Here is an 11,454-nt window from a genome sequence, read left to right as displayed (position 1 = left end):
AAGGTCAGCCAGCGCCGCGCGCGGGCGTGTTTACGCCCATGGACTGGAGGTATTTCTTCACGTTGCGCGCCGCCTGACGGAGCCGCTGTTCGTTCTCGACCATCGCGATCCTCACATAGCCCTCGCCGTTTTCGCCGTAGCCCACGCCTGGGGCCACCGCGACGTGCGCGTGAGTCAGCAATTGTTTGGTGAACTCAAGGCTACCTAAATGCGCGAGCGCGGGCGGCAATGGGGCCCAGGCGAACATGGATGCGCGAGGGCTCGGGATGTCCCAGCCGGCGCGGCCGAAGCTCTCGACCATGACGTCGCGGCGCTTGTGATACAGCAGGCGATTGCGTTCGACGATGTCCTGCGGACCGTTCAACGCGGCACAGGCGGCGGCCTGGATCGGCGTGAACGCGCCGTAATCGAGGTAGCTCTTTACCCGGCTCATCGCCGCGATCAGCGTCTTGTTGCCGACCGCGAAGCCAATCCGCCAGCCGGCCATGGAATAGGTCTTGCTGAGCGACGTGAACTCGATCGCGATGTCCTTCGCGCCCGGCACCTGGAGGATCGAGGGGGTCGGATTGCCGTCGTAATAGAGCTCCGAATAGGCCAGGTCGGAGATGATCCAGACCTGGTTCTCCTTCGCCCACGCGACGAGGCGCTCGTAGAAGGCGAGATCGACAGCCTCCGCCGTCGGGTTCGACGGATAGTTGACGACCAGGATCGACGGGCGGGGCACGGTGAACGCCATCGCGCGCTCGAGGCTCTCGAAATATGCCTCGTCCGGGGTCGTCGGCACCGCGCGGATCGTGGCGCCGGCGATGATGAAGCCGAAGGTGTGGATCGGATAGGATGGGTTGGGCGCGAGCACGACGTCGCCGGGCGCGGTGATCGCGGTGGCGAGGCTGGCGAGGCCTTCCTTCGAGCCCATCGTGACGACGACCTCGGTCTCGGGATCGACGTCGACCCCGAAGCGGCGGCCGTAATAGTTCGCCTGCGCTTTCCGCAGGCCGGGAATGCCCTTCGACTGCGAATAGCCGTGCGCACTCGGTTTGCGCGCGACTTCGACGAGCTTCTCGATGACGTGCTCGGGCGGCGGCAAATCGGGATTGCCCATGCCGAGATCGATGATGTCCTCCCCGCCCGCGCGCGCCGCCGCCCGCATCGCGTTCACTTCGGCGATGACATAGGGGGGCAAGCGTTTGATGCGGTAGAAGTCTTCGGACATGATCAGCCTCAAGCTGGAGGAGCGGGTGCTGTACCGCAGGTGAGGGGAGGCGTCATCCGCCTCATTCGTCGGGGGGGGCGAAAGGTTTGCCGAGTACCTCCGCGGCGGGGGCCGGGGTCCAATTGGAAAGGTCGTGGTAACAAAGCGCGCCGTTCATCAGCGCCGTCGCCCAATTGGGCCCCGGCCTTCGCCGGGGAGGTGGTTGGGAGGCGGCGCGGTGGTTGGGAGGCGGCGCGGTGGTTGGGAGGCGGCGCGGTGGTTGGCGAGGCGGCGCGGTGGTTGGCGAGGCGGCGCGGTGGTTGGCGAGGCGGCGCGGTGGTTGGCGAGGCGGCGTGGTGGTTGGCGAGGACGAGCGACGCCAGAAAACTCCGTCATCCTGACGCAAGTCAGGACCCAGAGCCGCAAACGCCTGCGCTCGTAACACTGGGTCCTGACTTTCGTCAGGATGACGGGACGATGTGACGACGGGACTTTGCGCCAGCGACCACCCCGCTTCCGCTTGGCCGATCGCTCGGCTAAGCTCCGGGAAAAGCAGAGGACGTCATGGCCGAAACTCCTCCTACCCCGACCCTTCCCGATCTCCAGCACTGGACCTGGGTGATGGGGCGTGCGCAGCAGATGATGATGGAGCAGGGCTTGGCGGCGATGCAGCCCAAGCCCGAGGCGATCCCTGCGATCCCAGGCTTCACCGACCCCGCCGCGCTGGAGCGCGCGCGCGATTTCTGGAGTGAGAGCCTGACTCTGTGGCAGCGGTTTCTCGATCCGGCCAAGGCGCCCGAGCCCGCCCCCGTCACCGACAAGCGCTTCAAGGCGCCGCAGTGGCGCGAACCCGTGTTCGACCTGATCCGGCAGAGCTATCAGCTTATTGGCGATCACATGCTCCGCGGCGTCGAGGCGATCGACGGGCTCGACCCGAAGCAGAAGGAGCAGTTGCGGTTCGCGACCAAGGGGTTCGTCGACGCGATGAGCCCGACCAATTTCGCGCTGACCAACCCGCAGGTAATCGAGAAGACGATCGAGACGCGGGGCGAGAATCTGCTGAAAGGTCTGCAGAACATGATGGCGGATCTTGCCCGCGGGCAGGTGACGCATACGCCGGAGGGCGCGTTCGAACTCGGCCGCAACCTGGCGATGACGCCGGGCAAGGTGGTCAAGCGCACGCCGCTTTACGAGCTCATTCAATACAGCCCGACCACCGACAAGGTGCTGGCGACGCCGCTCGTGATTTTCCCGCCGTGGATCAACCGGTTCTACATTCTCGACCTGACGCCGGAGAAGAGCTTCATCCGCTGGGCGGTCGAGCAGGGCATCACGGTGTTCATGGTGTCCTGGAAATCCGCCGACGCGAGCATGAAGGATGTCGTCTGGGACGATTATGTCGGCGCGCAGGTCGATGCGATCGACACCGTCCGCGACGCGCTCGACGTGCCGGCGGTGCATACGATCGGCTATTGCGTAGCGGGAACGACGCTGGCCGCGACACTCGCGCTGCTGACCGCACGCGGGCAGGCAGAAAAGGTGGCGAGCGCGACGTTCTTCACAGCCCAGGTCGATTTCGCGCAGGCGGGCGAGTTGCAGCATTTCATCGACGACGAGCAGCTTAAGATGGTCGCGTCGTTGTCGCCCGACGGGTTCCTCGACGGGCGCTATATGGCGACGGCGTTCAACCTGCTGCGCGGGCGCGACCTGATCTGGAACTACGTCACGCAGAACTACCTGCTGGGGCAGGATTACGTGCCGTTCGACCTGCTCCACTGGAACGGCGACACCACCAACCTGCCGGCGAAATGGCATTTGAGCTATCTGACCGACCTGTACCGCGATAATCTGCTGGTGCAGCCGGGTGCGATCAGTGTGGACGGGACGCCGCTCGATCTCACCAAGGTCAGGACGCCGAGCTATGTCCAGGCTGGGCGCGAGGATCATATCGCGCCGGCGGAAAGCGTCTGGAAGCTGACGCAGCTGTTCGCCGGTCCGTTGAAGTTCGTGCTCGCGGGATCGGGGCACATTGCCGGGGTCGTGAACCCGCCGGCTGCGGGGAAGTATCAGTTTTGGACCAATGCATCGGCGCATACGACGCTGGAGGACTTCGTCGCGGGGGCGACGGAGACCAAGGGAAGCTGGTGGCCCGACTGGATCGAATGGTTGCGCGCCTTGGATCCCAAAATCGTTTCAGCGGAAGGGGTTAGGCAACCCGGCGCGGGGGCGCTTGCGGCCCTTGGCGATGCCCCCGGCGAGTATGTCAAAACCCGGTAGCGCTACCTTCCGTTAACGTCATGGTGCACTGCACAATTTAATTGTGCGGCGCCACAAATCGTGTACAAAGACCGCGACATAACTCCGAAGAGAGGTGCGTGGATGGTGGATATCGTGAAACGGACGGCCAAGGCCGGTTCGAAGCTTGCCGCCGCCGCGAAACCGGTGGCTGCCGTGAAGGCCGCGACCGCCAAAGCCTCCGCCCGGACTGTCGCCAAGCCGGCGAAACCGGCACCCGAGCCGATCGCCAAGACGTCGGTACCTCAACCTCTCGCGGCTGCTTTTGTATCGCCGCACCCGGACATTCCCGCCCCGATTCCGGCCACCGCGCCAACGGGGATCCCAGCTAGCGAAACCCTAGCCAGCGAAACAAAGGACGCCACGATGGAAACGATCCAGAGCATCACCGAGAAGACCAAGGCCCTCTTCACGGGCGCGAACACCGCCGAGTTCAATGAGCAGGCCAAGGGCGCGATGGAGAAGTCGGCGAAGATGGCGGAAGATTTCGTCGCATTCGGCAAGGGCAACATCGAGGCGCTGGTCGAATCGTCGAAGATCGCCGCGAAGAACGTCGAGGCGCTCGGCCAGGAAGCGGCCGAGTACGCCAAGACCTCGTTCGAGAGCGCGACCGAAGCCGCCAAGACGCTCGCCGCTGCCAAGTCGCCGACCGAGTTCATGAAGCTCCAGGGCGATTACGCGCGCACCGCGTTCGACACGATGATCGCCGAGGGTTCGCGCTCGACCGAGCGGATGCTGAAGATGTTCGGCGAGTTCGCGCAGCCGATCTCGAACCGCGTTGCGGTCGCGACCGACAAGATGAAGATCTCGTCGTAAGTCGATTGCGCGCCGCCTTCGGGTAGTGCGACACGAAAGGGGCGGCCGTCATGCGACCGTCGCCCCTTTTGCGCTTCGTTTTCGCATGGCGATTGCGGGCGCCCCCTTGCCCTTGCCCCCCGGCATGCCATATTTTGGCAGCATGGTGTTGACCCCCGAATTGAAGCTGGCCGCAATGATGGCCGAGCGCCGCGACGATGGTGGCGAAGATGGCAATGACGGCACTGGCGCCGGCATCGCGACCAAGACGCGCGCGAAGACCAAACAGCCGACGCCGTACCGCGTGCTGATGCTCAACGACGACTATACGCCGATGGAATTCGTCGTGCTGTGCCTCCAGCGGTTCTTCCGGATGGATATGGAGGCGGCGACTCGCGTGATGCTCCATGTGCATCAGAAGGGCGTCGGGGTCTGTGGCACGTTCAGCTACGAGGTGGCCGAGACCAAGGTGTCGCAGGTCATGGATTTCGCCCGCCAGAACCAGCACCCGCTGCAATGTACTCTCGAGAAGGCGTGACTTGATGGTCCTCTCGGCGGGGGGAGCGAAGCGTAGTTTACCGTGCGGGGGGAAGCCAGCGCAGGTCTAGTCCGTCGAACCGGTCGATGTAATTCGCCGCCTGCGCAAGTTGCATCTCGTTGAGCAATGTCACCCGGCCCATTTCGCGGCGGATCAGGCCGTCTTCCTCGAGTTGCCGGAGCATGCGATTGACATGGACCGCGGTGAGGCCGGTTGCGTCGCCGATTTCCTCCTGCGTCAGCCCTAGTGTAAAGCTGTTGCCCATCGCGCGATCGCGCATCCGCAATCGGTTGCGCATTTCGAACAGCAGCGCGGCGATCCGGGCCTCTTGCCGAGGTTCGGCCCAGCGCGGCGAGACGGTCGGTCAGCGCGACCTTCTCCATCTGGTTCATCACCATGATCAGCGCCGACAACCGCGGGTGATCGGTGACGAGCCCGGTCATCGCCGACCGATCGAACGAACAGACCGTGCAATCCGTCAGCGCGACCACCGTCTCAGGCGAATCGCGGTACACCAGAGCCGAGACCGCCAGCATGTCGCCGGCGTAGAGGAAGCGCAGGATCTGGCGGCTGCCGTCGTCTAGCAGCACATAGCTCATTGCCATGCCGCGTTGGAGGATGAAGAGTTCGGCCTGCGGGTCGTTCTCGCGCACGAGGACGGCACCGCGACGCAAGTCTCGCGGGCGGTCCTCCAACCGCGCTAGCGCAGCCTTTTCGTTCATCGACAGGTCGACGAGATCGCCGACGCGGTCGGCGAAGCAGCTGTGCGGCACTCTGTAATGGTCCCCGATGTTAGAGAACCACAGAGCAAAGCTAAGATTTCCGCGCATTAAAGTCGATCAAGCGGGGGGCGTTAGCGCTTCGGACGAGAGCGCTCGGTCCCAACGCGGGACTCGTCCTCGGGTAGCGTCCGCCGATCGCCCGATCGCCAAGGGGCCCTTGCGCGGATCGCCAGCCGCGATAGACACCGGCGATGGACCGTATTCTCATTCGCGGCGGCAATCGCCTGTCCGGGCGCTTGCCCATTTCCGGCGCGAAGAACGCCGCGCTCACGCTGATGCCGTGCGCGCTGCTGACCGAAGAGCCGCTGACGCTGCGCAACCTGCCGCGGCTGGCGGATGTCGACGGCTTCGGCCATCTGCTCAACCAGCTTGGCGCGTCGACCGCGATCCAGGGGACGCGGCCGGAGGATTTCGGCCGGGTGATGACGATCCGCGCGGGTAACCTCACCTCGACCGAGGCGCCGTACGACATCGTGCGGAAGATGCGCGCGTCGATCCTGGTGCTCGGGCCGCTGCTCGGCCGTGGCGGCGAGGCGACGGTGTCGCTGCCGGGCGGCTGCGCGATCGGCAATCGGCCGATCGACCTCCATCTGCGCGCATTGGAAGCGATTGGTGCCGAACTGGAGATGGCGGCGGGCTATGTGAAGGCGATCGCGCCGGGTGGACGCCTGCCGGGCGGGCGCTTCCGTTTCCCGATCGTGTCGGTCGGCGCGACCGAGAACGTTGTCATGGCGGCGGTGCTCGCCAAGGGGACGAGCGTGATCGAGAATGCCGCGCGTGAGCCCGAGATCGTCGACCTCTGCAACTGCCTCGTCGCGATGGGCGCCTCGATCGACGGGATCGGCACCGAGACGCTGACGATCGAGGGCCGCGACCGGCTGCACGGCGCGACCTATGCGGTCATGCCCGACCGGATCGAGGCGGGCAGTTACGCGTGCGCCGCGGCGATTACGGGTGGCGACCTGGAGCTGGTCGGCGTGGCGATCCCGGACATGGGCGCGACGATCGATGCGCTGGTCGAGGCCGGCGTATCGGTCACGCCGACAAAGGACGGCGTCCGCATCGCCTCGGACGGCAAGCTGAAGCCGCTGACGCTTTCGACCGCGCCTTACCCCGGTTTCGCGACCGATATGCAGGCGCAGTTCATGGCGATGCTGTGCAAGGCGGATGGCGCCAGCGTGCTGACCGAGACGATCTTCGAGAACCGCTACATGCACGTGCCCGAGTTGGCGCGGATGGGAGCGGATATCCAGGTGCGGGGGCGGACCGCGGTGGTACGCGGGGTCGACAAGCTGGTCGGGGCGCCGGTGATGGCGACCGATCTGCGGGCTTCGATGAGCTTGATCCTGGCCGGGTTGGCGGCGGATGGCGAGACGTCGGTGGGTCGGGTTTACCACCTCGACCGTGGGTATGAGCGGTTGGAGGAGAAATTGAGCGCGGTTGGGGCGGATATCGAGCGTGCTAGCGACGGGTGAGGTCTTGGTGACCTGATTTTAGCGGGGTAGCCCTCTCCCCTCCGGGGAGAGGGTTGGGTGAGGGGCTGTTCCGGGCGATGCACTGCTTGGCCGCCCCTCACCCCGACCCTCTCCCCGGAGGGGAGAGGGAGTAGGTTACGAGGCGTCTTCCGGTGGTTCTGTTGAAGCAGCGCTAACCTTGCTGTTCCCCCGCGAAGGCGGGGGCCCAGGATCAAGCAAGACCGGCCTTGGTAGCCCGATAGACATCTACTCGGCGCCGCCGGCAAAGCCGCCGTCGGACGGGTTCGGCCTAGCCGACCCGCCGGCCGTGCCGGGCGCTGCCCGCCTCGCTTCGCTGCGGGCAACGGCAGCGTTTTGCGCTGCCTGCGCCCGTCAGTACATGTGCTGCCCACCATTGATGCTCAGCGTAGACCCGGTCACGAACCCGCCCTCTTCCGAGCACAGAAACGCCACGCCGCGCGCGATCTCGGTCGCCTGGCCCAAGCGCCCGACCGGGATTTTGGCCACAATCTTCTCCAACACGTCGGCCGGCACCGCCGCCACCATGTCCGTATCGATATAGCCCGGTGCGATCGCGTTGACCGTTACGCCGGCACGCGCGCCTTCTTGCGCCAAGGCTTTCGTGAAGCCGTGAATGCCGGACTTGGCCGCAGCATAGTTTACCTGGCCGTATTGCCCGGCCTGGCCGTTGATCGAGCCGATGTTGACGATCCGCCCCCATTTGCGCGTCCGCATGCCCGGGAACACCGCCTTGGCCATGTTGAAGCAACCGCCGAGATTGGTGTCCATCACCTCTTTCCAATCCTGGTACGTCATCTTCAGGATCGTGCCGTCGCGGGTGATGCCGGCGTTGTTCACGACGATATCGACATCGCCCAGATCGGCGGCGACCTGTGCGCAGCCGGCTTGGCACGCGTCGTAGTCGGCGACGTCCCATTTATACGCCTTGATCCCGGTGCGCTCGGTGAACTCCCGCGCACGCTCGTCGTTGCCGGCATAGGTTGCCGCTACGGTCAGGCCCATGTCCTGCAATGCGAGGCTGATCGCTTCGCCGATTCCGCGCGTACCACCGGTTACAATTGCGACGCGTGCCATCAGTCTCTCCTAGGTTCAGCCTTTTGCGGAAGGCTAGCCAGCCCGCACCCATCCTTCAAGCTCGCGTGCCAAAATGCTGCGCAACATTTCCACGCCGACGGGGCTGTCGTTGAGGCAGGGGAGATAAGCGAAGTGCGTGCCGCCAGCTTCCTCGAAGCTCTCGCGTCCGCGGATCGACAGTTCCTCTAGCGTCTCCAAACAGTCGGCGGAGAAGCCGGGTGCGAAGATCGCGACCTTGGTCTTGCCGGCCTTGGCGAGCGCCACCAGCGTCTCGTCGGTCGCCGGCCCCAGCCATTTCTGCGGCCCGAACCGCGACTGGAACGCGATCGTCAACTCGCGGCCCATGCATTCGCCGAGCAATCGCGCAGTTTTCTGGCAGTGGCAGTGGTAGGGATCGCCCTGCTGCAACGTCCGCTTCGGCATCCCGTGAAAGCTGGCGACGATCGCATCGGGGGTGAAATCGAGCGCGGAAAGCCCCTCTTCAAGAGAGTTCTTCAGCGCGTCGATATAGAGCGTGTCGTCATAGTAAGGCGGCAACGTCCGGATCGCCGGCTGCCAGCGCAGCCCGGCGAGATGCTTGAACGCCTTGTCGTTCGCCGTCGCGGTAGTTGCTGCGCAATATTGCGGATAGAGTGGCGCGAGCAGGATGCGTTCGCAGCCCGCCGCCTTCATCGCGGTCAACCGGTCCGCGATCGACGGATTGCCGTAGCGCATCGCCCAGTCGACCAGCACTTCCGGTCCGAACGCATCCTTCAGCGCCGCCGCCTGCAACCGGGTGATCGCAGCGAGCGGCGAGCCGTCCTCGCGCCAGACTTGCGAATAAGCATGCGCGGACTTTTTCGGGCGGGTGTTGAGGATGATGCCGCGCAATATCGGCTGCCACGCGATCTGCGGAATTTCGACGACGCGCGAATCGGACAGGAACTCGCCGAGATAGCGCTTTACCGATTTCGCATCGGGGCCATCGGGCGTGCCGAGGTTCATCAGCAACACGCCGATCTTGGGCTTGGGAATCGGGGGGTGATCGGGGGGCAGGGTCATGACGCTGGTCTTAAAGGCAAATTGCGGATGCGGAAGCCTGTTGACGCATAGAGTGCATTGGCGATCGCCGGCGCGACCGCGGGGACGCCGAGTTCGCCGACGCCGCCGGGGGCTTCGTCGCTGCGGATCAGCTCGACGGTGATGTCGGGCGTGTCGGCGAGGTGGGGCAGGGCGATCGTGTCGAACCCGCGCGCGTCGGCGAGCCCGCGAGTGATGCCGGTCGTTGCGCCGAGTGCGGAAGCTATGCCGAAGATCAGACCGCCCTCGATCTGCTGGCGGACGATGTCGGGGTTGATCAGCGCGCCGCAATCGACCGCGGCGACGAGCCGGTCGATTACCGGGCGCTGGTCCGCGCCCGTATGCGCTTCGGCCATAACCGCGATGTAGCTGCCGCGGAAGGCGTGGCACGCGATGCCCTGGCCGCTGCCGGCGACGCCGCCGTTCCAGCCGCCGAGTGCCGCCGCGGTCGACAGGCAGCGAGCGAGTCGTGGTTCGCCGCCGAGCATGCCGATGCGGAACGACATCGGTTCGGACTGGGCCGCGCGCGCGAGTTCGTCGAGGAAGCATTCGGTGAAGAACGCGGTGTAGCCGTGTGCGCCGCCGCGGAGGTGGCCGGTCGGGATGCCGATCTCGGCGGGGTGGTGGTCGATCGCATAGGCGGGGATGCGGTAGGCGGGCGTTGCGCCGGCCACGGCGTAGCGATCGCCCTTGGTGCCGATCAGTGCGGCTTTGGTGGCGAGCCCCGGCATCATGCGGCGTGCCATCTCGGCGCCGGTGGCGGGGGCGGCGATGTTTGCGCTCCAGCCCATGATCGCGCCGTTGGGGGCGAGCCGTGCGGCCATCTTCGCGATCGCGGGTGCGCGGTAGTGGTCGTGGAGCGAGTCCTCGCCGCGCGACCAGACGAGGCTGACCGGGCGGCGGAGTTTGAGCGCGAGGACGGCGGCTTGCTCGGCGACGTAGTGTTCGAGTGCTGCGCCGAACGATCCGCCGATCAGCATCGGGTGGACGACGACCGCATCCTCGCTGAGGTTCGCCGCGCGCGCCGCCGCCGATCGTGCAAGACCGGGTGCTTGAGTCGCAAGCCAGAGTTCGAGGCGGCCGTTCGAGAAGGAGGCGGTCGCGCTGCGGGTCTCGATCGCTGCGTGCAGGCCGAGACCGGCGCGGTAGGTCGCGGTGACGAGCTTGGCGCCCTGGAACGTCGCGGCGACGTCTCCGGTCTCTGCCATCCGCATGCCGGGACGCGCGAGCGCGGCGTCCAGCGCTGCGTCGATCGACTCTGTGTCCGGGAGCGGGGCGTCGTTCTCGAACCGTGGCGCCAGCGCGTCGAGCGCCTTTTGTGCGGCCCATCCTGTCGTCGCGACTGCGGCCACCCAGCGCGGGTTCTCGACCACCGAGAGCACGCCGCGGATGCGATCCGCAGCGGCGCGGTCGACCCTGGTCAGGCGACCGCCGACCGGGCCTTGGCGGATCGCCGCGTGGACCATGTCGGCGAGGCGTACGTCCCCGGCGAAGTTGGCCGAACCGTCAACCTTCGAGGGCGTGTCGAGGCGGGGTACGGACTTGCCGACGAGCTTGCCCGCGCCCTGGATGCCGAGCGGGAGGGGGTCGGGGAGCGTGAACTTCGCGGCCTCCTCGGCGAGTTCGGCGAAGCGGATGCGCTTGGCTTGATATGTGCAGAAGCCGGCCTCGACGGCGACTTGGGTCCAGTCGGCGTCCCAGCGCTTGGCCGCTGCCATGCAGAGCAGCGCGCGGGCGCCTGCACCGGCCTCGCGGCAGGCTTGCTCGAACATCCGGATCGAACTGGATCCGCCGGTCAGCATCGGCGGCTGCGCGGTGCCATCCGGGAGGCGGTCGAACAGGCCTTCGAACAGGTCGTGCGTGCCGATCGGGTTGGCGTAGAGCGGGTTGATCGGGGCGGGCTCGACGCCGATCGTGCGCCAGTCCGCGCCGAGCTCGTCCGCGACGATCTGGGGGAGGGTAGTGCAGACGCCTTGGCCGTGTTCGACCTGTGGGACGGCGACGGTGACGTGGCCGTCGGTGCCGATCTTGAGCCATGCGCCGAACGGGGTTTCGCCGGGGTTGGCGACGAGATTGGGGGCGTAGGTTCGGGGCCAGAGGCTCCAGGCTACGACGAGGCCGATCCCCGCGCCGCCGCCAACCAGTAATCCGCGCCTGCTGATCGTCATGCTGACCGCTCTAATCCTTCTCCCCCACGGGGAGAAGGTGGCGCGGCAGCGTCGG

The 11,454-nt window shown here is 66.1% G+C and carries 9 protein-coding genes and 1 pseudogene; 4 read left to right on the top strand and 6 right to left on the bottom strand.

The annotated features are described in order from the left end of the window. Positions 1–4: 4 nt before the first annotated feature. Positions 5–1,213 (bottom strand): LL-diaminopimelate aminotransferase, encoded by a 1,209-nt coding sequence (locus QFZ54_RS12975; RefSeq protein WP_307087692.1) that lies wholly within the window; start codon positions 1,211–1,213, stop codon positions 5–7. 543 nt (positions 1,214–1,756) lie between these two features. Between QFZ54_RS12975 and QFZ54_RS12970 the strand changes: the two genes are divergently transcribed. From QFZ54_RS12970 to clpS, 3 genes are all read left to right on the top strand, one after another. Further along, on the top strand, positions 1,757–3,469 hold the full coding sequence (locus QFZ54_RS12970; RefSeq protein WP_307087690.1) for a PHA/PHB synthase family protein: 1,713 nt from the start codon (positions 1,757–1,759) through the stop codon (positions 3,467–3,469). 102 nt (positions 3,470–3,571) lie between these two features. Continuing rightward, a complete protein-coding gene (locus QFZ54_RS12965) occupies positions 3,572–4,303 on the top strand; it encodes a phasin family protein (RefSeq protein ID WP_307087688.1) in 732 nt (243 codons plus the stop codon). 178 nt (positions 4,304–4,481) lie between these two features. Beyond that, positions 4,482–4,820: an ATP-dependent Clp protease adapter ClpS gene (clpS, locus tag QFZ54_RS12960; RefSeq protein ID WP_131587736.1), complete on the top strand. Its 339-nt coding sequence runs from the start codon at positions 4,482–4,484 to the stop codon at positions 4,818–4,820. 37 nt (positions 4,821–4,857) lie between these two features. Here the strand turns inward: clpS and QFZ54_RS12955 are convergent, their stop codons facing one another. Together QFZ54_RS12955 and QFZ54_RS12950 are read right to left on the bottom strand one after the other, a co-directional pair. Further along, a complete protein-coding gene (locus QFZ54_RS12955; protein WP_307087687.1) occupies positions 4,858–5,100 on the bottom strand; it encodes a helix-turn-helix domain-containing protein in 243 nt (80 codons plus the stop codon). 205 nt (positions 5,101–5,305) lie between these two features. After that, positions 5,306–5,542 (bottom strand): annotated as a pseudogene (locus tag QFZ54_RS12950) (cyclic nucleotide-binding domain-containing protein); the annotation flags it as partial. Between the two features lie 251 nt (positions 5,543–5,793). Between QFZ54_RS12950 and murA the strand changes: the two are divergent. Next, on the top strand, positions 5,794–7,077 hold the full coding sequence (murA, locus tag QFZ54_RS12945) for a UDP-N-acetylglucosamine 1-carboxyvinyltransferase (RefSeq protein WP_307087686.1): 1,284 nt from the start codon (positions 5,794–5,796) through the stop codon (positions 7,075–7,077). A gap of 372 nt (positions 7,078–7,449) precedes the next feature. Here murA and phbB read toward each other — a convergent pair whose 3' ends face one another. The 3 genes from phbB to QFZ54_RS12930 are packed head-to-tail and all read right to left on the bottom strand — an operon-like array spanning position 7,450 to position 11,399. Further along, entirely contained in the window at positions 7,450–8,172 is a 723-nt protein-coding gene (gene phbB, locus QFZ54_RS12940) for an acetoacetyl-CoA reductase (protein ID WP_307087684.1), read from the bottom strand. A 33-nt stretch (positions 8,173–8,205) separates the two neighbouring features. Then, on the bottom strand, positions 8,206–9,213 hold the full coding sequence (gene hemH / locus QFZ54_RS12935) for a ferrochelatase (protein WP_307087682.1): 1,008 nt from the start codon (positions 9,211–9,213) through the stop codon (positions 8,206–8,208). Beyond that, positions 9,210–11,399 (bottom strand): xanthine dehydrogenase family protein molybdopterin-binding subunit, encoded by a 2,190-nt coding sequence (locus QFZ54_RS12930; RefSeq protein ID WP_307087680.1) that lies wholly within the window; start codon positions 11,397–11,399, stop codon positions 9,210–9,212. The genes hemH and QFZ54_RS12930 overlap by 4 nt, the downstream gene beginning before the upstream one ends. Positions 11,400–11,454 lie beyond the last annotated feature (55 nt).

Origin of the sequence: Sphingomonas faeni (genome assembly GCF_030817315.1) — a bacterium.
GTDB classification, from domain to species: domain Bacteria; phylum Pseudomonadota; class Alphaproteobacteria; order Sphingomonadales; family Sphingomonadaceae; genus Sphingomonas; species Sphingomonas faeni_C.
The sequence above is the reverse complement of the archived record's forward strand: the minus strand, read 5'-3'. Positions and strand labels throughout refer to the sequence as shown.

Excerpts from the sequence above, each read along its gene's own strand:
- QFZ54_RS12975 (WP_307087692.1), bottom strand. The coding sequence starts at position 1,213 with ATGTCCGAAGACTTCTACCGCATCAAACGCTTGCCCCCCTATGTCATC.
- QFZ54_RS12970 (WP_307087690.1), top strand. The coding sequence starts at position 1,757 with ATGGCCGAAACTCCTCCTACCCCGACCCTTCCCGATCTCCAGCACTGG.
- QFZ54_RS12965 (WP_307087688.1), top strand. The coding sequence starts at position 3,572 with ATGGTGGATATCGTGAAACGGACGGCCAAGGCCGGTTCGAAGCTTGCC.
- clpS (WP_131587736.1), top strand. The coding sequence starts at position 4,482 with ATGGCCGAGCGCCGCGACGATGGTGGCGAAGATGGCAATGACGGCACT.
- QFZ54_RS12955 (WP_307087687.1), bottom strand. The coding sequence starts at position 5,100 with ATGCGCGATCGCGCGATGGGCAACAGCTTTACACTAGGGCTGACGCAG.
- murA (WP_307087686.1), top strand. The coding sequence starts at position 5,794 with ATGGACCGTATTCTCATTCGCGGCGGCAATCGCCTGTCCGGGCGCTTG.
- phbB (WP_307087684.1), bottom strand. The coding sequence starts at position 8,172 with ATGGCACGCGTCGCAATTGTAACCGGTGGTACGCGCGGAATCGGCGAA.
- hemH (WP_307087682.1), bottom strand. The coding sequence starts at position 9,213 with ATGACCCTGCCCCCCGATCACCCCCCGATTCCCAAGCCCAAGATCGGC.
- QFZ54_RS12930 (WP_307087680.1), bottom strand. The coding sequence starts at position 11,399 with ATGACGATCAGCAGGCGCGGATTACTGGTTGGCGGCGGCGCGGGGATC.